This window comes from Brevibacillus sp. MS2.2 (assembly GCF_013284345.1).
In the GTDB taxonomy this organism is placed as follows: Bacteria; Bacillota; Bacilli; order Brevibacillales; family Brevibacillaceae; genus Brevibacillus; species Brevibacillus brevis_C.
Genome location: NZ_JABSUZ010000008.1, coordinates 140,652 through 160,756, shown reverse-complemented (window position 1 = coordinate 160,756; position 20,105 = coordinate 140,652). Strand labels below are relative to the sequence as shown.

Genomic DNA, 20,105 nt, shown 5'->3' with positions numbered 1-20,105 from the left:
AGGGAAGCCTTCCAGAAAGCGGTGGAAAACCGGATGGGTGAGTTCACGACCGGCATTCTTTATCCACGCAAATACGAACCGAAAGTACTGATTGCCTTATCCAAGACAGAGCAGCCACACTTCCACAGAAACGTCAACAGCGACTGGAATGCATTTTTCCTGCAGGATGAGTGGCTGGAAACCTGTACGACGCTTGATTTTTTGCTGAGACTGTCCAAGCAATTCGTACCTCTCCTCTGGTTTCATGACGCTGAGGACAACGGCTGGGGCTTTCGCTTGTTCGATGCAGGCTTCGAGGTTGCGTCAGCGACTATCAGCTACTCGCTCGATGTAGAAATGGCGGAAGCCGAGTTTGGTAGGCTTTATCCAGAGATTGACCTGCAGGAAGGAATCGTAGACAGCGAGGACGTTCGGCAAAAGTATGAAGACATACTGGAGAGGGTAGTGCGTTCGGAGTTGTATCGGCGCGAGGTAGGTAAAGGGATCACACGTATCAAGCCGCAGTCATTTAGTCGGATCGTGGGTCCGAAGCAGATTCAGCAGTTGCGTTCCCTTTTCGATTTGCAGTTGTTGACGAACGTCGATGACGACACAGGAGCTTCATTGTTGTACGACTCGGTTGACCTGTTCAAAGAAATTTTGGGAATCGAAGAGATGGTATGGGTAAACTATGCGTATTTAGCAAGCGGAGGAAGAGAGTAGCCCAGTGCATCATCGCACTGGGCTTTACACTTTCCCTTACTTCTTTTTCCACTGTCCAAAAATTTCATCCACATCGAGCAGCATGATCAGCTTGTCGTTCAAACGGGCAATGCCTTGCAAATACTTGCCCTCTACACCAGCGATAATGGGTGGGGCAGGCTCGATCAAGTTCTGCGGAATATTCATGACCTCAGAGACCGCATCCACGATAATCCCGATGTTCAACCCATCCATCTGCAAATCGACAAAGCGAGTATCATCCGTTTCCTCCAAAGGTTCCAAATCAAACATTTTCCGCAAGTTGATTATCGGTAAGATCCGTCCACGCAGATCAATAACTCCTTCGACATAAGGTGGAGATTTTGGAAAACGTGTAATGGGCAGCGGCTTGATGATCTCACGTACGAGTGAAATAGATAGTCCGTAATATTCATTCCCCATTTTAAACAAAATCTGTTGGTCAACAGTTGCTTCTGCCTCCCAATCCGAACCGTTGCTTCTTTTCGTCATTTCCATGTGCACAATTCCTCCCCGAACCGCTTTCCATGTCTTTACCCATATTGTACCATGGACAAACCTACTCAGGACGTTTTTTTGTGACAGGCAAAGACACCAGCGCTTGATGTTGGACGAAAAAGAACAGACCGACAAGCGTCAGGCTCGTCGGTCTGTTTTCTTGCTTATGGTTCACGTAGGTCGTTCAATGAGATTCCTTGCTCGAGAGCGAAATCAAAATCATCCACATCGTAAAATTGAACAGGCACGATATATTCCAATATCCGATCCTGATAATCAGGCTGGTCTGTGAGAAGTGGGGCCTCAAATTTCATGGCCGTCAACAATAGCTGTGTCTCTACGGGATCAAATATCTCCCCCCACATGGCGTTGTCCTCCACTTTTACGACTGTCAGGGTCACACCGTTCGGAAAAGAAAAGGGAACCTTGGACCATGGGGCTATCAGTCCTTTTTCCATTCGCTTGCGATTGAATGGATCGGCAAAAAATTGGCTCATTTCTTTCATAATCCGCCGGACATACTGATCATCAGCAGAGTAGGGCATGATAGGTTCAGGACTCTGGATAAATTCGTCCAATTCATAGATTGTCGACGCGGGTATCAGATATTCTACTGGTTGCGATGGGACCATCAACTCCCCGTAGATAGCCAACATGATCGCTTCTATAACGAATTGTTTCGACATTTCGACAACCCTCCTCGTTACCATCATACAAAAAATCGGGGGCACCATACAAGGGTGGCGAGTAGGGCTCAAAAAGTTCAGGGAGGGTGCATCCTTTGTTTGAATCTGCTTTTTTTTCGTCACTGCTACTCATCATTACCATCAACCTCGTATTAAGTGGAGATAATGCCGTGGTTATTGCCATCGCTTGTCGGAAGCTTCCTATCGAACAACGAAAACGAGCCATATTGTGGGGGACGTTTCTTGCTATCATCGTACGCGTGATTGCTACGATTCTTGCTGTTTATTTGCTGCAAATCCCGTATCTGTACATGATCGGCGGAGTTATCCTGCTATGGATCAGCTACAACCTGTTACGCGAGGACGAGCGAGAGGAAGCGATCAGCTCGAGTGAAGACTTGGTTCAAGCGGTCAAGACGATTGTCGTAGCAGATGTGATGATGGGATTGGATAACGTACTCGCTATTGCAGGGGCTGCCAAAGGAGATATCGTCCTCATCGTGTTGGGCCTGGTAATCAGTGTGCCTCTCATGATTTTTGGCAGTCAGCTCATTCTAAAAGCGATGGAGCGCTTTGTATGGCTTGTTTATGTTGGTTCAGGTGTCCTGGCTGTGACAGCGGCGAATATGATTCTCATGGAAGATGCGGTACATGAGTGGATCGCAGGGAGGCTTTGGCTCGAATATGCGATCAAAATTGGATTGGCCGCTCTCGTGTTAGTTGCGGGATATTTGCAACGTACGAAAACAACACGTACCCACGCATGAAAAAACTGAGATGAATAATGAATCTCAGCTTGATCTTATGCCTATAAGGTTTTGACGATCGTCACGCTCATCCATTCTTTATCGTAGAGATCGATTTCATAGGTGCTCGCTACTTCAGAGCCATCTTCATTGGTAAGAATACGGATCGTCGGTCGATTCACTGCCAATGGATTCACCTTGGAAACGACCCCCGTATGCCCTGTACTTAGCAATACAGTGGAAGCAATTGGATAAATGGCGACGTGCTGCAGGAATAGCTTGAGCAGGTCGAGGTCGAAATAGGTGTTTCCTGTAGCGAACAAGTACTCGGTAGCATCACTCGGCGAATAGCTTTTCCGAAATGGACGCGGGGAAACTAAGGCATCGTAAACATCAGCAATTGCAACGATGCGCGCATACTCGTGAATGTTTTTCTCACAGAGCTGACGGGGATATCCTGTTCCGTTGTATCTCTCGTGGTGCTGTAGCGCACAGTGTGCGGAGACGACCGAGATGTTATGTTGATTCCGCAAAATATGGAAGCCTTCTTCCGTATGATATTGTACACGTTGTCGTTCTTCTGCGCTTAGCTCGGTACGCATGGTCCAGAGCTCCTTAGGAACCTGTGTCATGCCGATGTCGAACAAAAGCGCACCAATCCCCAACTCCATCATCTGCTGCTGGTTGTAGCCTTTGGCCATCCCTACCACACCAGACAGAACGGCGACATTGACAGCGTGGTGAAAAAGGTAACCATCCAACACGTGAAGACTGGACAGGTTGACCAAGATATCTTTGCGACTGCTCAAATCTTGAAAGATTTCCCGAAACACCTTTTGAAAACTGCTCCCGAAATCAGGTGCAGACGTACGGCGCTTGATCTGCGGCTGATCCATGAGGGTGGTCATCGTTTTGTACACGGCATCCACGGCTTCTTTACGCGTCTCATCGCGGATTACATCTTCGGGCATGATATCTTCTGTGTGCTTGTCTTGAATGTAAAGGGTATCAATTCCCAATTGAACAAGCCGTTCAATGTAACGGGAGGTTAGTTGTACCCCGATCCCCAACAGAACATTCCCATTTTCTTGGAACACGCTCTTGGCGATAACATCGCCCGGCTTTACCGAAGTAATATGCAATTTTCTCACAACGAAAGCCCCAGTCCTTTTTTTATGGAATGTAAATAGTCCTGCTTTTCAGTCAGTTCATGTAGTTCCATTTTATCACAGTAGAACATGGGAGACTACCGTTGTTGAGGTACTTCTCTCAATTGTCACTTTTTTCCTTATCAAAATAATAGGATTATTGCTCGGCTGCGCGATCGGAACGTGTAAACCAGCGGAAAGGGTTGAGTGACCAGCGAGGCTCGTAGCGGGCATAGCGCTCCTTGCGACGAGTCAAGCGCTGCTGCATGAGATCCAGTTCAAAAGTAACGCGACGCATTTCCAAGCGAAGGGATTCTTGCATTTCTTCAATGTCCGCAATCTTTTGTAAAATGGTCGTTTGCATATGATTCATAGAGGAGAGCTGTGTGAGCTCCTGCTGAAATTGGACGAGTGTCTCGTGGACCGTCAATTCTACTTCTCGCATGCCCGTTCCCAGCTTGTTTGTGGCGCTGATCGTAACGGCGGTTTCTTCCGCGCTTGTTAGTTCTTCTTCCAGGAGCATTTCCTCGGACAGGCGACCTTCCTCTATCAGTTGGCGCTGAATATCTTTTAACGAGCTGTTGCCGTTGTCTTTTCTTTCCTTTACTTCCTTGAGCAGTTCAAACCCTGCTTCGCTGATCAAATAGTGACCCTGCGGATTTTTCAGACGTTCCTGAGCAGGTACGAACAAGTCCAGCCAGTTACGCAGTGTACGAACATGCACATCAAGGCGATCAGCTACCTCTTTTGAAGCCATCCAAACTTGTACATCCATCCCGAATCACTCCTTTTTTTCCTCTCGGTATTCCCGGTGGACTCATTATAGCACCAAAATTTTCCGGGTAAGAGAGAATCGACAAAGGTTCTAAAAACTAGTGATCTTTCGTCCGATTCGGACAGGTCGTCGTAATTTGTCAAATTTGGTTGTCTGCTCATAATGACCGGGACAGGCGCGTACATATGGAAGGAGTAAGCATGTTTTTGCTCGTTGGGTGAGGAGAGGACCGGATGATGCAATCTGTTTTCTGGATTGTCCTTTTGACTGCTGCCTTGGCGAGCAGTATCGGGGGACTGCTGTTATGTCTGCGTGCCTGGTCATCCGAGGCATTGTTCGCGATGATCAGTGCAGGGGCTGGGCTACTGCTGGCGATTACGCTGCTAGATTTGATGCCACATGTCTTTTCTGACAAGAGCTTGTGGTTGATGCCATTTGTGCTCGTTGGCTTTGTGACGCTTTTTGCTCTGGAACTAATCAGCAAATCGAGCGGAGAATTTGGCTCCACGGGAATCATTGGGGTCATGACGGGCTTTTTATTGCATGCATTTGTCGAAGGGGTCTCATTAGTCGCTAGCCTGCGGATGGATTCAGAAGTAGCGGTATCCGTGTTGGTGGCGATGCTGCTGCATAAAATTCCGGATGGTGTGACCATTGCCTCTCTTTTACTGGCAGCGACCAATTCGAGAAAGAAGGCATTTTTGGGGGCCACATCGCTTGGAATCGCGACGATTGCAGGAGCTCTCAGCTTTGGTTTTGCCGAGCAAATGTTTCCACCGAATTGGTCTGGCATTATGTTGGCCATGACAACAGGTATATTCTTGTATGTATCGGCCAGCCATCTCGTCCCTTATATCGGCCAAACCAAAAAGGCACAGTACGGCGTTTATTTTGTTGGTGCCATGGCGGTGTATCTGATTTTGTCTGCCTATTTGCACGCGAACCACTTGCATGCATAAAAGGTCTCATTCCTAGCCAGTCTAGTCTGGAGGAAGGAGTGTGGACTGACAGTATGAACCATCAGGAGCAAATGCAAACAGACGATCTCTTGCAGTCACTGACTGAATTCCCGGTCATGGGGACATCGTTGAATCCATTGCAGGAATCGTGGGCTACCTCTGACGCGCTACCTGTGCTAACCGATCAGGCCGGAAGTACCGATTAAATGTTTTTGTACTGCCCCTCTCGTTTATCCTCTCGTATCCATGGACAAGATCGGTTATAATGCAGGGGAATAAGTTGGGAAAGGGGCAGATACATAATGAATACATTGTTGCAAGGAAAGAACATCGTCATCATGGGCGTAGCAAACCACCGCAGCATTGCCTGGGGAATTGCGCAATCCTTACATAATGCTGGAGCGAATCTGATTTTTACGTACCAAGGGGAGCGTTTGCGTGAAAACGTGGCGGCACTCACGGAAAAATTGGGAGTAGAGTCGCTGTTGGTGAATTGCGATGTCACGAAGGATGAGGACGTCGAAGCGGCTTTTGCTGTGATCAAAGAAAAAGTGGGCGTTATTCATGGCCTAGCGCATTGCATCGCGTTTGCGAAAACCGAAGAGCTCGAAGGCGAGTATGTCAACACATCCCGCGAAGGATACGCGCTGGCACAAGACATTAGCGCATTCTCCCTGGTAGCAGTTGCTCGTGCTGCTCGTCCGTTGATGACCGAGGGCGGAAGCATCGTGACCTTGACTTACCTTGGCGGTGAGCGCGTGATTCAAAACTACAACGTAATGGGTGTAGCCAAAGCAGCGCTTGATGCATCTGTTCGTTACTTGGCAAACGACCTGGGCAAAGAGAACATTCGTATCAATGCGATCTCCGCTGGTCCAATCCGTACGCTTGCTGCAAAAGGAATCCGCAATTTCAACACCGTACTGAAGGAAATTGAGGAAAAAGCGCCATTGCGCCGCACGATTGACCAATCGGAAGTAGGCGACACCGCTCTCTTCTTGTTCAGCAATCTCTCCCGGGGAATCACAGGTGAAATTCTGCACGTCGATGCTGGCTACAGCATTATGGGCGGCTAACCAGAAGTAATTTTCCCGAAAAAGAATAACAGGCCCCGCTTTCTCGCATACTATACCCAAAATGCGTGAAAGGGGGCCTGTTTTTTCATGTTTCCATTGATTACGAACATGGAAGAGTTCTTGATTTATATGGGCGGCGGCTTTCAGTACTTACCTGCCCATCTCGGCGATGAAGCGGGAGGTGCGGGTCTTTCGTCCGAATCGCTCCCGGGGGATACCGATACACAAGCTGTGACGGGCCCGGGTAATCGCGACGTATAAGAGACGGCGTTCTTCTTCAAGCGCACCGGAGCCGCCTTTTCGCAGCTCATCCAATGTGTACTCATGAGGAAGGGCACCTTCTACCAGATCGGGCAAGAAGACGTGGTCGTATTCGAGACCTTTTGCCCGATGGATGCTTAAAACATGAACAGCTTCGTCCGGGAGTGGTCGCATCGTGCGCCACTCTTTTTCTTGTCGCGCCATTTGATCGATATAAGCCAAAAAATCGCTAATTGTCGCATGGCGCTTGGAAGCTGCCAGTATTTGCTGAAGCTCATCGCTCCAACGTTCCCGGCCATCTTCCCGGTCTTTCGCACGTTTTTTTAGATAGTCGCGGAGTTTGCCATCCTCATAGATGAGCTCCAACGCTTGAGCAGGTGGAACATCCTTGCACGCGGTGAGAATCTCATTGATTAGCAGCATGTGCTTGCGCTGATACGGTTTGAGCTGTGTCAAATGCGGAAGAACGTGCAGAATCGGCTTGTCCTCGATGATGGCTTGACTGCGCAAGGCATTCCACATTTCGGCTGAGATGTAGAGGGTCGACAATATTTCTTTTAGCGCATCGCTGTCATCCGGGTTTAACGCGAGCCGCAAATAATTCAGTGTCCAGCGAACCGTCTGGCGTTGGTAAAAGGAATCCTCCTCTTGCGTGTAATGAAAAGGAATCCCTGCTTCGCTCAGGCGCTCCAATATGGGGCGTGCAGATTCATTGGTCCGGTACAAGATCGCGCATTCACCCAATAGGGCTCCTTGCTCGCGACGATGGTTAATTTCATCGACGATCCGGGAAGCTTGTTCTTCTTCGTCTTCCGGCTCGAATAAATACGTATCGCCTTCCTCGCGATGAAAGGACTGACATTCCTTTGCCCAACGCTCCCGATTGTGACCAATCAGCGAGTAGCCAAGACTGACAATCGAGGAATGGGAACGGTAGTTGACCTCGAGTGTAAATGTCGACGCCTGCGGAAAGTCTTTGGTGAAGCCCAAGATGTACTGCGGATCACTGCCGCGAAAGCCGTAAATAGACTGGTCGTCATCCCCGATGACACACAAATTGTTCTGTGGAGCGGCGAGCAGCTTGACCGTCTCATACTGAATGCGATTGATATCCTGAAACTCATCGACCATCACATAGGTGATGCGTTCCTGATAACGGCGCAGGAGTCCTGGATCATCGCGCAGCATTTCGTAGCAGCCAATGAGCATGTCGTCAAAGTCAAACCATTGATGCTTGTTCTTCGTGGCCTCATAAAGAGGATAAAGCTGGATCGCCCGTTTTTCTGCATCGTTCGTCGCTTCCCGATACGCGACCTCATGGGGGAGGATGTATTCGTTTTTCCAACGGCTGACAATGCCGAGTGCTTCGGTGATCTCTGTTTCTTTTAACGTGGCAAGATCATCATGACCGAGCAGTGCGCCGGTCTCGCGCATCAACCGCCATTTTTGCCAATCCTTTTTCAAGAGGCGCTGCTGATCCCACCGTTCTGGCTGGTGATGCAGGAGCATTCGGTAAAAGATACTGTGGAACGTACCAGCGATCAGCTCACGTGCTTGTCCAGCGGGCAGTTGCCGGGCAATGCGCTGACGAATTTCATCGGCGGCTTTGGTCGTAAAGGTCACGACCATGATTTGATTCGGCTTGACGCCCAACTCTGAGATCAAGTGAGTCGTGCGTGCAGTCATGACGCGCGTCTTGCCACTTCCGGCTCCCGCGAGGATCAGAAAAGGCCCCTCGGTAGCGTGCACCGCTTGCTGTTGTCCCGGATGCATCGATTGATCACGCATTTGCTCAGCCATGTGAGAGATGGTCTTCTTAGGCATCAAGCGTTTGCGGAAAATCGGTGGCTTTGGAGCTGACGGGGGCGGCGTCGTGCTCGTGCCAATCGTTCTCTTTTTCGGAAGGCGAAAGGAGCCGATGGTGGCTGGATTTTCTTCGTTTATGGATACCTCGTTGTGCTCCTCGGTTGAGAAAGCGAGTGATTCTTTCGTGTGATCGTCGCTGTGATCCTTTTCGACCGTAGCAGCCAAGACAGCCTGAAAGGCAGTGGCAGCCGTCTCATTGATCGCTTGCAGCGAATCGAGAGGAGCAGGACCATTATCCGTCAGAAGCGGGCACTCTGCTCCTTCAGGGTGGAAGAAATGCGGCTCAAAGCTAATGCCAGCATGAAGACGAAGCGCCGATGCACAGGCTGGACAGCGTACCTTGTCCTGCCGGGCAGCCATGCGCCAAAACGGTATGCGATTGTAGTTCTCAGGTAGCAACAGGATGGGGTTGTTGTCTAGTAAAGCGTAGTTCATCATGACACCTCGGAAACAAGAAGTGCCCCCTGTCGGCAGGGGACACTTGCCATTATGGTTGTTCTTTTCGATTAGGAGTGCAGCGACACGATGTCCTCAGGAAGAGCAGACGAATCTTCTGCTCCCAAATACGTGATGCTCACCCGTGTAATGCGATGGTTTTCCAGTTCACTGATCGCAAAAAGATAACCTTGGAATGCGACGGTTTTGCCTTTCGCGACCTCTTCATTTAACTGGCTGTAGAGCCATCCGGCAATGGTGTCGACTTCGTCGGAAACGACTTCAATCGATATGTAATCATTCAGTTCTGTCAAGAGAGTTTTGCCGGAAACCGAGAGTGTATTGCTGGAGCTTTCTTCAATTTCAGGGCGCTCATTTTCATCGAACTCGTCCTGAATATCACCGACGATTTCCTCCAAAATGTCCTCCATCGTTAACAACCCTGCTGTACCTCCGTATTCGTCAATCACGATGGCGAGCTGGGAACGGCGCTTTTGCATTAAGCGCAAGACGTGGCTAATTTCCATGGACTCCGGCACCGTCAATACTGGACGGAGAAAATCAGTTAACGCTGCTTTCCCTGTCGTTAGCGCAGAGAGGTAAAAATCTGACGTGTGTACAAAGCCAATCAGCCTGTCCTTATCCTCATGGGCGACAGGAAAGCGTGAATGACGGGACTCTCTCATGATTTCGAGGTTTTCGTCAAACGTGTTGTCGTCGTAGAGGCAAATCATCTCAATCCGCGGGATCATGATTTCCCGGGCAAGACGTTCGGAAAACACGAAGACATTGTCGACGAGAGCCATCTCGGTCTGGTCAATATGACCACTTTTATGACTCTGGTTCATAAGAAGGCGGATTTCTTCTTCTGTATGAGCAGATTCGTTTCCGGTGGCAGGCTCTACTCCAAGACGTCTGATCAGTAAATTGGCTGCTCCGTTTAAAAACCAGATGAGTGGATAGCTCAGCTTGTAAAAAAACATGAGCGGTGCAGCAGTCCATAGGGAAGTGGCCTCCGCTTTTTGGATCGCCAAGGACTTGGGCGCAAGCTCTCCGAAGACGATATGTAAAAATGTGATGATAGCAAAGGCAATCGCAAGTGAGGTCGGACCGACCAAATAAGATGGGAAATGAAAAAATGCCATGACGGGCGCGACGTAATGGGCGACGGCGGGTTCACCGACCCAGCCTAATCCCAGCGAAGCCAGCGTTATTCCGAGCTGGCAGGCGGACAGGTAGGCGTCGAGCTCTCGGGTGACTTTTTGCGCGTAGCGGGCACTTTTGTTATTGCCTTCACTGACGAGCTGGGTCAGACGAGTTTGGCGAACTTTTACCAACGAGAATTCTGCTGCGACGAAGAAGCCGTTCAGAAGAACCAAAAATACCACGAGCAGCAGATTCAGCGTAATCTCCCCTATCGGACTCTCCAAGCACACCTCCGCCTCCCGCAGTGCGAAAGGTGGAGAATTCACCTCCGATACGATAATGGTATTTTACATGTACGACCAAAAACGGATAAATATTCGATCTAAAACCTGCAATGGATAAGCTTTTCATGAGCCAAGCTACAGGTTTTCTTGTTACTCGTAAGTATACCAATAGGTCAACCGAACAGTCAAAACGTTCCGATTTGAACGAGCGCATTCTTAGGCAATGCTTGGACATACTTGCTGCTTTCCGATCATAAACTAAACGAGCACGGTTCAAGGAGGGGAGCGACGTGTACTGGCTGCAAAAAGGTGTAGCGATTCTCACGGGAAGCGTGCTTCTGGGCATAGGAGTCAATCTCTTTTTGGTGCCGCACCGCCTGATGGACGGGGGCATGATCGGGATCGGTTTGTTGGCGACGTATTACATGCAAATGCCGCCGGGTCTCGTGATGATCTTGGTAAGTATCCCTGTGTATGTCATCGTCTTTTTTTATGATCGCCGATTGTTTTTTCACAGTTTTCACGGCATGCTGATTTCTGCTTTCTTCATAGACATTCTCTCGGATATGCGTGGTTGGAACCTATGGTCAACATCCTTTTCCGCAGTTACTGGCGGCGTATTAATCGGAATGGGTATCGGCTTGATGCTTGCCTACGAGACGAATACGGGTGGGACAGACCTGCTCGCGCAATTTCTTGCCAGACGATACAAGCTGCGTGTTGCCTTGCTGATTTTTCTAATAGATGGGTTAATCGTACTCTCCTCGATTCAAACGATCGGGATGGAGAGAATGATTTTCTCTTTGCTGACAATCGTTGCCGTGGCGGCGAATACGCATATGTTCAGTGGACTCGGACAACCTCTGCCACCGTATACGATCATTGGCCCGCTTTTTTCGCGTCAAATGGATGATCGCTCGTCGGGGCTCTATGTAATTACGAACACGAGATATAGGAATAGGGAAGGGGAAGGCGATATTTTGGAGAAAATAAATAGGAAAAGGATGAAATGAGGGACTGTTTTGTCTGGACAAGCATTTCAAATGATAACAGAGCGTGTTGGCTATTTTTCTGGTCATGTTAACATAGGACTTGTCATTGGTGAGCATGGAGCGATCTTGATTGATTCTGGTCTAGATACCCAGAACGCAAAAAAAATCAAGAAAGGACTGGACGCTATCGCCCAGCCCTTGTGTGCAATCATTCAAACACACTCTCATGCCGACCATTTCGGTGGCAACGCCTACTTGCTCGGATGCTGGCCCGAAGCAAGGGTTTATGCGCCACCGCTGGAAGAGGCGATCATTCGGAATCCGATACTTGAGCCCATTTACTTGAATATGGGTGCAGCACCACTTGAGGATCTCAAAAACAAGTTTTTGCTGGCGCAACCTTCTCGGGTGGACCACCTCCTTCCACTGGATGAAGGGATCGAAATTGCTGGAGTACCTTTCTTTATCCTTTCTCTGCCGGGGCATAGCTGGCAACAGGTTGGCGTCGTCTGTGACGAGATTTGCTTCGCTGCCGACAGTTATTTAGGCGAAGAGGTTTTGGAAAAGCACAAGCTGCCGTTTCTTGTGGATGCGCATGAGACCCTACTCAGTCTACATAAACTGCTTGCAACCAACTTCAAGGGATACTTGCCTGGGCACGGAGCATATACCACCACCTCTCATGATGCCGTGAATAAAAATATTGCTTGGCATGAGCGGATTTTCTCGGTGATCTGTGACATTTTGGTAGAGGAGAGAACACCAGAAGAAGCGTTCACTCTCCTATGTGAGCGTTTACACATTTCCATAGAGAATGCTTCGAGCTACGTTCTGTTTCGAACGGCGTTTATGGGGTACTTGGTCGGGCTTCAGAAAACAAAGAGGGTGGCATACCGGTTTGAACATAATCGGTGGTTGTGGAGAACCGTTCAGGATGGAGCAGAGGGAACAGAAAGGTAATCGGCGATTTCTGCTAGCTTATGCTCTGCAGCTTCGCGGACGGCCTTGGGAATGAAAAAAACTTCTTCGGACGTGGTGTTCATATAGAACTTAGCTTCCAAATACGGATGACCCAGTTTGACATTCAGTTCCCCTTTTCCGGTTGTTGTGTTGGTGTAGTTCGTAGGGATGCGCAAAAAATACGCGCTGCTGCTGGCGGAATCGTACATGACGACATCGTACGTGGGCATGCTGTCCCCGCCTGATCGATGAAAGCCTTGTTGTCGCAGCATTTTGTCAACATAAGAGAGTGGCTGAACGACACCGGTAAGGGTCTTGTTTTTTAACCGCATGGACATCCTCCTCGGTTCAACCATTGAGAAATCAAGCTTACTCCAATACTATGTACGGCAATACCAATTCAGACTTGTAGAAAAAGAAAAGAAGGAGTGGACGAGGATGCAACTTATGGCAGATTTGCATACACATACAAAAGCGTCAGACGGTACCTGCGAGCCAGCGGAAAACGTACGTTTGGCGAAGGAGGCAGGACTTGCTGCACTGGCGATCACGGATCACGACACGGTAGCAGGGATTCCAGAAGCAATGGAGGCTGCCCGTGCACTCGACGTGGAAATCATTCCGGGAGTCGAAGTAAGCTCCGTAGGGAAGGGGCAGGATATTCACGTTCTCGGCTATTTTGTCCCGTATGAAGACCCAGCTTTTGAAGAGCGTCTCTTTCGTTTGCGAGAGACAAGGCATGAGCGTAACCAACTGCTGATAGCACGACTGCAGGAGCTCGGCATCGACATTTCATTGGAAAAGGTATACCGCCGCAAGCAGGGTACGGACAAAAATATCGGGCGACCGCATATTGCTGAAGAACTGATAGAGCTGGGCGTCGTTTCAACGATCGCGGAGGCCTTCGATAAGTACTTGGGCAAAGGAGGAGCGGCTTATGTCAATCCTCCTCGCATTACCCCGCAGGAAGCAATCACGCTGATCAAAGAGGCTGGCGGAGTGGCGGTGCTGGCTCATCCGGGTCTGTATGACGATGATGAGCTGGTCCAGGAGTTAATTGTATTCGGATTGGACGGGATTGAAGTCAATCACCCGGACAACGATGAGGTACAAAAAATGCGTTACACCAAATGGGCAGCACAGTACGGACTTGTTGTAACGGGCGGTTCTGATTTCCATGGCTGGCGTGGAGAGGAGCCGTTTCATGCGATGCTCGGCTCTCATACCGTAGCGATGGATGCTGTTAAACAGCTACGTGCGATTGCGGCGAAGCGGAAGGCGTAATTCATCCATACGTAATGGAAACGACCCTCTTCTCTTTTATGGGAAGAGGGTTTTTTGTGAACTTAAAACAATGCAAGCAGAAATGATATCCCTAACCACAAACATAGAGGGGTATACAATGCCGTATCTTGACGGGCAAACTTCGTATTTTTTACTTTTTTAAAAAAGCCAATGTAGTTGAAGTCTCCAACAGCCCGCAGGACAAATACAGCGGCACAGACAATGCATCCCCATTGAATGAGAGCAGGGGCTATTACGGGAGAGAGATAACCGCTCTGGGCGAGCAACATGTAAGCGGCACATGCGAGCAAGCAGGCAACGATGATCGTTCCGCCTATCCCAGGGGAAAAAGTCCGACGTGAATCATCAGCGGTTGTGGGAATGACAGAATCGGTCCCCCATTTTCCTCCAAAGGCCCAATAAAAATGCAGCAAGGACACGATGACTAAGAAGATAGCAGATGAGATGGGGAAAACATGCATCATGAGAATGCCTCCTATTGATTCGTAAGGTTTTTGTGGAAGATACGCATCCGTATGTTTTGGGTGGAAAAATCCCTGCGCAAGACAATCTGTCAGGCAGGTAGGTAGGGGGTAATCAAATCCAAGTCATAAAATGATGCAACGGTGCGGACATATCAAAAGGCACTTCCAGCTCCCTGCGCACGAGCCAACCAATATAGAGGAGGTATGCGAGCTGAGCGCGTGCCGTTGCATCGGTGGGAGCCAGCCCTTTTTTCTCATACAAAGAGGCAACGAAGCCGATCCTGCGCTGCTCGATTTCCACGAGACGCTTGGAAAGGGCAGGATGCTGTTTCGCCCAGTTGTAGATAGCGGCTTCGATTTTTCGCTCGCTGCTAAAAACGCCCGCCAACAACTGTTCCAACGACATGTTGTCCGAGTGTGGCGCTCGAATGATCCGTTCGGTCGCATGCTCCTCCCAATAATCGATCATGGAGTCCAGTAGCGCTTGACGATCTGGAAAGTGATGATAAAAGCTCCCCTTGCTGATCTTCAGTTTTCTGGCGAGAGGCTCCACACGGACAGCGTCAATGCCCGCTTCAGCCAACATATCGAGCCCTGCCCGAATCCAATCTTCGCGTACGTATTGCATGGTTCACCCCAAAAGATACGGTATCGTATGTTTCTGGTTCCATGTTATTCCACCGGGTGAGAAGTGTCAAGAAGCATTGATTTTTGTATTGACATTCACACTAGTGTAAAGCTTTAGAATCGCAATCAAGAGCGGTTGACCTTGCATGTAGCGCCGGATCATCTCGCTTGCAAAAATAAAATGAATGGAGTGTCGACCTATGAAATCAACAACAATTCCTGCGTCTGTAACGGTTATTGGCCTTGGCAATATGGGAGTAGCACTCGCGGATGCTTTTCTAAAAGGCGGTCATCCAACGACTGTCTGGAATCGTTCAGCAGATAGAGCCAAAGGTTTAGTCGAGAAGGGGGCAGTGCTGGCGGGCAGTGTAACAGAGGCAATCGCGGCAAGCAGCTTGGTCGTTGTTTGCTTATCGACCTACAAAGTCATGCAAGAGCTACTGGAGCCCTCGGAAAGTGAACTAACAGGGCGTGTCATCGTCAATCTGACCACCGGAACCCCGGAGGATGCACGCAAGACAGCCAAATGGGTAAGCGAGCGCGGTGGGCAATATCTCGATGGAGCGATCATGGCTGTCCCTCAAATGATTGGACTGCCAGAAACACTCATTTTCTACGGCGGGTCGAAGGCTTTATTTGAAGCCTATGAACCGACATTACAACTGTTGGGAGGGAACGCTGCCTATCTCGGTGAAGACTATGGTGTTCCGTTGATCTATGATTTGTCGCTGCTCACCATGATGTATGGGGCTTGGTATGGCTCCATGCATGCACATGCCCTATTAAGTACGGCAAACATAACAGGAACAGAGTTTCTTCCATACGCAACCAACTGGGTAAATCACGTGATTGCCCCGCTCTTATCCGATCCGGTTGCCGCACGTGCCCGTGATGAAGGAAACTTCACAACCGATGTGTCCAACATGAATACGAACAAACTCGGACTTGAACACATCATCCATGCCAGCCAGGAACAGGGAATCCCCGTTGATTGGTTGAAGCCGTTGCTAGCATTGGCCACACAGAAAGTAGCAGAGGGCTACGGTGCTGACTCTTTAGATCGCGTAATTGAGTCCATCCGGAAACCGCTGGTGAAATAATTCTTTTCTCTGGTGCCAATGAAAAACAACCTCGCTTCGCATAATGATCAACGCGAAAACGAGGTTGTTATTCCGTCTGAGGGAATGGAATTGCACGCGGCTTCTGTTATTCGTGAATGGATTTGACCATCGCAATATGCTCGATACCCGCATCGTCGAATAAGTCGCCAAAAGGTTCATAGCCGAGCTTTTCATAAAAACGCTGGGCGTGCGTCTGTGCGTTCAGCTTCAGGCTGTCATATCCGTGCTGTTTGGCCAGTTCTTCCATCGCTAGCATGATTTGGCGGCCCAGTCCAGTACCGCGTTCTGTTTTGGCAACCGCCACCCGCTCAATTTTTCCCACGCCAGGTGAGTACGTACGGATACGGCTTGCGCCCACTGGCTTTCCATCGCGGTAGGCCACAAAATGAATCGTTCCACCATCCAAGGTGTCATGCTCATCGATTTCCAACTCTTCCGGTACTTCCTGTTCCTCGATGAAAACGACTCGGCGTACCGACAGGGCATCCGCCAATTCTTGTTCAGTGGTGGCTTTTTGGATCTGGTAGGTTTGCAGGTTCATCGCTATTCGTCCTTTGTTAGAAAATATCCCTCCCTACGTTGGATACGCAGGGAGGGTTGGTGATTGAGGAAAAGCTGTTTATTTTTTGAGAAGGAAAGTCTGGTAAACGCTCCAGATGCCATCCTCGAGCTGATAAATCAAGTGGAAGCGATCAATCTCGCTGTTCAAGTCAATTTTTGCCATGCTCAGTTGGCCGGTTACATCCCGCAGCTCATCGTCGGACAGGTCACGCCCGATGGTCAGATGCGGTACGTATGCGTAGGTTTCTTTTTCATTCACACACTGATTGGCGATCTTTTGATGCAGCTCGTTGAATGGTTCTTTGTTTTGCACAGCCAAATAGATCACGTTGTTGGTAGGGTGGAAAGAAGATACCCGATGGAAATGGGCCGAAAAGCTGTCGGTAGAGGAGGCAACCTGCTCCAGATGGCTCACCAGCTCAGGCAGCTTGGCTTCATCCAGCTCAAAGGCTTCCTTCAAACGGATATACGGAGGAACCAAAGCATAGCCCGGGTCATAACGTTTCCGGTAAGAGTTGGCTACTTCTTGCACCTTGCTAGATGGGAAAATTACGATACTGTACATCATCAGAACCACTCCTCCTTACTATCTATCATGCTCTACAAGATCTTATTTTAACAGAAAATTCTTCATTTGTGTAATGTTAAGCGTGGGTCCGTATATTCCTTGTGCGAAAGGAAAGACTGTGTAGTGCAAGGAGGTGCCGCACTGCATGCATACGGCTATGATGATCACATTCATTTTTCTCGTCCTGCTTCTACTGTCTGTGCTGACCTTCACGATCTTGACTGCGATACGAAAAGGAGAATTCGAAGAGGCTCTCGTATCGACTATCAAGGATGAAGGTCCACAAGAAGAACAGCCACGGTAAGTTTACCCGTAAAGCGTCTTTAGCATACGCGGTAGATTACGCTGCCAGTGGCCCCACGTATGGTCACCCTCAAACGTTTCATAAACGAGGGTGGCTTTTTTCGTGCCCAAAATCTCGCGTAGTTCTTCATTGGCCGCTAGAAGATTCAATGTGCCTCGGCCCGTGCTTACTGCCGTTTCCTCCGTCCCGATCTCCAAATAAATGGTTTGCGGTACGGAAAAGTCAGCGTCAGCAACCAGACGATTTAACTTTGCGTCCATGGCAATCGACTGGCAGGCAACTTGTCCAAACGTATGTGGATAGTGAAGAGCAGTGAACAGAGAGACAACGCCGCCCAAAGATTCGCCAAGAAGTGTTCGAGCGTTTCCCAAAGGATGAGTGGAGTAATGCGTATCGACATAGCTTACAACTTCTTCGGCGAGGAAGCGACGGTAGGCCATATGCTCCTTGCCATCCGGATGATAACGTTCGTTCCGTTTGCTTTTCTCGACTGGGAGAAAGACAGCGATGATATCAGGCAATTCTTTGTCCCCATTCAATTGATCCAGCAAAGAAGCCATTCTACCCATTGCCAGGTAATCTTCTCCATCTTGTACGTAGAGGACTGGATACGAGTAGAGTGGCGAGTAGCGTTGGGGTGTGTAGACAATCAGCTTTTCCGGCGTCCCCAAATGCCGGCTTTCCAAGATGATTTCCTCAAGGGCCACTGCGGTGTCCTCCTTATTGGGATATTCCTGTTCATTATTATACAGGAGCGAGCGGGCATGCCCAAGAGTTTGGGTGCAGGGTCAGGCTGTGGGCGAAAGATTGTCGCAATTTGGTCAGCGTGTGATACTATGGTAGGAAACGACTTCACTCGATTTGTGGAAGGGGTTGTCTCTTATATGAAGAAGCAAGTACACAGCATCGAAGTCAGAAACGCTGCTCTCGCACGTTTGGCAGAACGCGGAGTGACGGTGGATGATATCGCAGAGATCGTCTATCTCATGCAGTCGCCCTACCATCCAGATCTCACAATGGCGCAGTGCATCGAGAGCGTGAAAGCAGTCTTGGAAAAAAGGGAAATGCAGCACGCCATCCTGGTTGGCGTTGAGTTGGATACGTTAGCAGAGAAGGGTCTCTTGTCCGAGCCGCTCCAATCCATCATCGCGTCAGATGAAGGACTTTTCGGATGCGACGAAACATTGGCGCTAGGCTCCGTATTTGGATATGGAAGTATCGCGGTGACCACCTTTGGTCATTTGGATAAGCACAAGGTTGGGGTGATTAAAAGGCTGGATACCAAGTCGGCAGAGGGACGTGTTCACACGTTTTTGGACGACCTCGTGGCGAGTGTGGCAGCCAATGCGTCTAGCCGAATGGCGCATCGGATGAGAGATGAGCAGGAGGCGGAGTTGGCACGAAGTGAGGCGTTGAAGCAACAGGAAACGGAGCTGCTTGTCGAGGAGAAAGGGAAAGGGACGGAGCAGGCGGGGTAGGTTAGGTTTGGGATGAGGGAGTTTGTTTCGATCGTTACCTAATTATCTTGTTTTTGTTGTAACTTTATTGGATCGCTTTCAGCTTAGCAGGAGCCAATTCTTCGCCGGTGTTGCTCATATGCTTGATGCAGTCATGTATGATGTGATGCCATCATGTAGGTAATCCCCATGTTTTGTAGGGGGGGGATGTGGGCAGCAGTGGTGGGGAATGGCTTTTTGCAAGGGTAAAACAAGCCTGATTTCACTGGGTTTCTTAGTGTTCTTTTGGTACGAGTGAAAATTTTTACAAGAAATTATTCATTTCCTCTTGAAATCCATTTTACGATGCTGTATAGTAATAAATGTGATCGACGTCCGATACGATTCGGGCCCTTAGCTCAGTTGGTCAGAGCGGTCGGCTCATAACCGATTGGTCGTAGGTTCGAGTCCTACAGGGCCCACCATTAAACGATCACACACATATCCCATGATCCGGTAGCTCAGTTGGGAGAGCACCATCTTGACAGGGTGGGGGTCGCTGGTTCGAACCCAGTCCGGATCACCATACATAAGATTAGAACCCTTGATATATCAGGGTTTTTTGCTTTTTTAGCAATCCTAAATATCCCTCTTTTCATGCCTCTGCACTAACAATGGTGCCATTTTGGTGCCAATCACTTTTTTTCTTGAACAGAAGTTCATCAATTGCCTCAGCCGCTGAAGCTTGCATGTTAGATTGCATGTTAGATTGCACATGACTATAAGTATCCAATGTCATTCTTGTATTGCTATGCCCTAACCTCTCAGCAACTACTTTAATGTGTATTCCCTCTTGAAGAAGCAGTGTGGCATGTGTATGCCTCATGTCATGGAAGCGGATAGGTGTAACCCCTGTCTTATCAACAAGCCCGTAGAACGTTCTAGTAAGGTTTCTAGGGATAACAGGTGTTCCAATAGATGTGCATTACTAGGTCGAAATCCTGATATTCTGCCCCGGTTTTTAACTTCTCCTGCCTTACTCTATGTTCTTGTGCTTTTTTAAAGCGGCAAGTACATGACTTGGAAGATAAATTGTTCTAAGGCTTGATTTCGTTTTTGCTTCCGTGGTCGATGTTTTGCCGTCATGGCTTAGCGTTTGACGAACAG

The 20,105-nt window shown here is 49.0% G+C and carries 24 protein-coding genes and 2 tRNA genes; 13 read left to right on the top strand and 13 right to left on the bottom strand.

Annotation, left to right across the window (positions count from 1 at the left end):
• The first annotated feature begins 21 nt into the window (after positions 1-21).
• Positions 22-702, top strand: coding sequence for a hypothetical protein (locus HP568_RS09980; protein WP_309142215.1), 681 nt, complete (start codon positions 22-24; stop codon positions 700-702).
• A gap of 36 nt (positions 703-738) precedes the next feature.
• Here the strand turns inward: HP568_RS09980 and HP568_RS09975 are convergent, their stop codons facing one another.
• Together HP568_RS09975 and HP568_RS09970 are read right to left on the bottom strand one after the other, a co-directional pair.
• The gene (locus tag HP568_RS09975; RefSeq protein WP_048033895.1) at positions 739-1,218 is read right to left on the bottom strand and encodes a chemotaxis protein CheW; all 480 of its coding nucleotides are present in this window, start codon (positions 1,216-1,218) and stop codon (positions 739-741) included.
• Positions 1,219-1,382: 164 nt separating this feature from the next.
• Positions 1,383-1,904 carry a hypothetical protein gene (locus HP568_RS09970; protein WP_015892281.1) on the bottom strand — a complete coding sequence of 174 codons (522 nt, stop codon included), beginning with the start codon at positions 1,902-1,904 and terminating at the stop codon, positions 1,383-1,385.
• Positions 1,905-1,990: 86 nt separating this feature from the next.
• Between HP568_RS09970 and HP568_RS09965 the strand changes: the two genes are divergently transcribed.
• Positions 1,991-2,671, top strand: coding sequence for a TerC family protein (locus tag HP568_RS09965; RefSeq protein ID WP_173628983.1), 681 nt, complete (start codon positions 1,991-1,993; stop codon positions 2,669-2,671).
• 41 nt (positions 2,672-2,712) lie between these two features.
• Here the strand turns inward: HP568_RS09965 and HP568_RS09960 are convergent, their stop codons facing one another.
• Positions 2,713-3,801, bottom strand: coding sequence for an HD-GYP domain-containing protein (locus HP568_RS09960; protein WP_048033893.1), 1,089 nt, complete (start codon positions 3,799-3,801; stop codon positions 2,713-2,715).
• Between the two features lie 154 nt (positions 3,802-3,955).
• Entirely contained in the window at positions 3,956-4,573 is a 618-nt protein-coding gene (locus tag HP568_RS09955; RefSeq protein ID WP_048033892.1) for a MerR family transcriptional regulator, read from the bottom strand.
• Positions 4,574-4,806: 233 nt separating this feature from the next.
• Here HP568_RS09955 and HP568_RS09950 point away from each other — a divergent pair, with 233 nt between their 5' ends.
• The 3 genes from HP568_RS09950 (at position 4,807) to fabI (ending at position 6,608) form a co-directional block, all read left to right on the top strand.
• On the top strand, positions 4,807-5,532 hold the full coding sequence (locus HP568_RS09950) for a ZIP family metal transporter (protein WP_173628982.1): 726 nt from the start codon (positions 4,807-4,809) through the stop codon (positions 5,530-5,532).
• A 38-nt stretch (positions 5,533-5,570) separates the two neighbouring features.
• Positions 5,571-5,738 (top strand): hypothetical protein, encoded by a 168-nt coding sequence (locus tag HP568_RS09945; RefSeq protein WP_173628917.1) that lies wholly within the window; start codon positions 5,571-5,573, stop codon positions 5,736-5,738.
• Positions 5,739-5,834: 96 nt separating this feature from the next.
• Positions 5,835-6,608: an enoyl-ACP reductase FabI gene (gene fabI, locus HP568_RS09940; RefSeq protein WP_056485666.1), complete on the top strand. Its 774-nt coding sequence runs from the start codon at positions 5,835-5,837 to the stop codon at positions 6,606-6,608.
• Positions 6,609-6,758: 150 nt separating this feature from the next.
• Here the strand turns inward: fabI and HP568_RS09935 are convergent, their stop codons facing one another.
• Together HP568_RS09935 and HP568_RS09930 are read right to left on the bottom strand one after the other, a co-directional pair.
• Positions 6,759-9,170 carry a UvrD-helicase domain-containing protein gene (locus HP568_RS09935; RefSeq protein ID WP_173628981.1) on the bottom strand — a complete coding sequence of 804 codons (2,412 nt, stop codon included), beginning with the start codon at positions 9,168-9,170 and terminating at the stop codon, positions 6,759-6,761.
• A gap of 71 nt (positions 9,171-9,241) precedes the next feature.
• Positions 9,242-10,606 (bottom strand): hemolysin family protein, encoded by a 1,365-nt coding sequence (locus HP568_RS09930; protein WP_173628980.1) that lies wholly within the window; start codon positions 10,604-10,606, stop codon positions 9,242-9,244.
• Positions 10,607-10,890: 284 nt separating this feature from the next.
• Between HP568_RS09930 and HP568_RS09925 the strand changes: the two genes are divergently transcribed.
• On the top strand, positions 10,891-11,613 hold the full coding sequence (locus HP568_RS09925; protein ID WP_173628979.1) for a YitT family protein: 723 nt from the start codon (positions 10,891-10,893) through the stop codon (positions 11,611-11,613).
• 9 nt (positions 11,614-11,622) lie between these two features.
• A complete protein-coding gene (locus tag HP568_RS09920; RefSeq protein WP_173628978.1) occupies positions 11,623-12,552 on the top strand; it encodes an MBL fold metallo-hydrolase in 930 nt (309 codons plus the stop codon).
• On the opposite strand, the gene HP568_RS09915 is transcribed toward HP568_RS09920, so the two are convergent.
• Positions 12,522-12,884 carry a hypothetical protein gene (locus HP568_RS09915; RefSeq protein ID WP_048033886.1) on the bottom strand — a complete coding sequence of 121 codons (363 nt, stop codon included), beginning with the start codon at positions 12,882-12,884 and terminating at the stop codon, positions 12,522-12,524. The genes HP568_RS09920 and HP568_RS09915 overlap by 31 nt on opposite strands.
• Positions 12,885-12,990: 106 nt before the next feature.
• On the opposite strand from HP568_RS09915, the gene HP568_RS09910 reads away from it, so the two are divergent.
• Positions 12,991-13,836: a PHP domain-containing protein gene (locus HP568_RS09910; RefSeq protein ID WP_173628977.1), complete on the top strand. Its 846-nt coding sequence runs from the start codon at positions 12,991-12,993 to the stop codon at positions 13,834-13,836.
• 62 nt (positions 13,837-13,898) lie between these two features.
• On the opposite strand, the gene HP568_RS09905 is transcribed toward HP568_RS09910, so the two are convergent.
• Together HP568_RS09905 and HP568_RS09900 are read right to left on the bottom strand one after the other, a co-directional pair.
• Complete coding sequence (locus HP568_RS09905; protein WP_173628976.1) at positions 13,899-14,321, bottom strand: DUF3995 domain-containing protein; 423 nt, start codon at positions 14,319-14,321, stop codon at positions 13,899-13,901.
• A 112-nt stretch (positions 14,322-14,433) separates the two neighbouring features.
• Positions 14,434-14,949 carry a TetR/AcrR family transcriptional regulator gene (locus HP568_RS09900; RefSeq protein WP_173628975.1) on the bottom strand — a complete coding sequence of 172 codons (516 nt, stop codon included), beginning with the start codon at positions 14,947-14,949 and terminating at the stop codon, positions 14,434-14,436.
• 199 nt (positions 14,950-15,148) lie between these two features.
• Here HP568_RS09900 and HP568_RS09895 point away from each other — a divergent pair, with 199 nt between their 5' ends.
• Positions 15,149-16,048: an NAD(P)-dependent oxidoreductase gene (locus tag HP568_RS09895; protein WP_173628974.1), complete on the top strand. Its 900-nt coding sequence runs from the start codon at positions 15,149-15,151 to the stop codon at positions 16,046-16,048.
• Between the two features lie 106 nt (positions 16,049-16,154).
• Here HP568_RS09895 and HP568_RS09890 read toward each other — a convergent pair whose 3' ends face one another.
• Together HP568_RS09890 and HP568_RS09885 are read right to left on the bottom strand one after the other, a co-directional pair.
• Positions 16,155-16,610, bottom strand: a complete 456-nt coding sequence (locus HP568_RS09890; protein ID WP_173628973.1) for a GNAT family N-acetyltransferase — start codon at positions 16,608-16,610, stop codon at positions 16,155-16,157.
• 78 nt (positions 16,611-16,688) lie between these two features.
• Positions 16,689-17,198 carry a YjcG family protein gene (locus tag HP568_RS09885; RefSeq protein ID WP_048033880.1) on the bottom strand — a complete coding sequence of 170 codons (510 nt, stop codon included), beginning with the start codon at positions 17,196-17,198 and terminating at the stop codon, positions 16,689-16,691.
• Positions 17,199-17,343: 145 nt separating this feature from the next.
• On the opposite strand from HP568_RS09885, the gene HP568_RS09880 reads away from it, so the two are divergent.
• A complete protein-coding gene (locus HP568_RS09880) occupies positions 17,344-17,502 on the top strand; it encodes a hypothetical protein (RefSeq protein ID WP_015892263.1) in 159 nt (52 codons plus the stop codon).
• A 2-nt stretch (positions 17,503-17,504) separates the two neighbouring features.
• Here HP568_RS09880 and HP568_RS09875 read toward each other — a convergent pair whose 3' ends face one another.
• On the bottom strand, positions 17,505-18,209 hold the full coding sequence (locus HP568_RS09875) for an alpha/beta hydrolase (protein WP_173628972.1): 705 nt from the start codon (positions 18,207-18,209) through the stop codon (positions 17,505-17,507).
• A gap of 177 nt (positions 18,210-18,386) precedes the next feature.
• Between HP568_RS09875 and HP568_RS09870 the strand changes: the two genes are divergently transcribed.
• From HP568_RS09870 to HP568_RS09860, 3 genes are all read left to right on the top strand, one after another.
• Positions 18,387-18,980, top strand: a complete 594-nt coding sequence (locus HP568_RS09870) for a phosphatidylglycerophosphatase A family protein (protein WP_173629011.1) — start codon at positions 18,387-18,389, stop codon at positions 18,978-18,980.
• Between the two features lie 366 nt (positions 18,981-19,346).
• Positions 19,347-19,423 (top strand) — tRNA-Ile (locus tag HP568_RS09865).
• Between the two features lie 25 nt (positions 19,424-19,448).
• Positions 19,449-19,524 (top strand) — tRNA-Val (locus HP568_RS09860).
• Positions 19,525-19,593: 69 nt separating this feature from the next.
• Here the strand turns inward: HP568_RS09860 and HP568_RS30265 are convergent.
• Positions 19,594-19,899 carry a tyrosine-type recombinase/integrase gene (locus HP568_RS30265; RefSeq protein ID WP_375154932.1) on the bottom strand — a complete coding sequence of 102 codons (306 nt, stop codon included), beginning with the start codon at positions 19,897-19,899 and terminating at the stop codon, positions 19,594-19,596.
• Between the last annotated feature and the right edge of the window lie 206 nt (positions 19,900-20,105).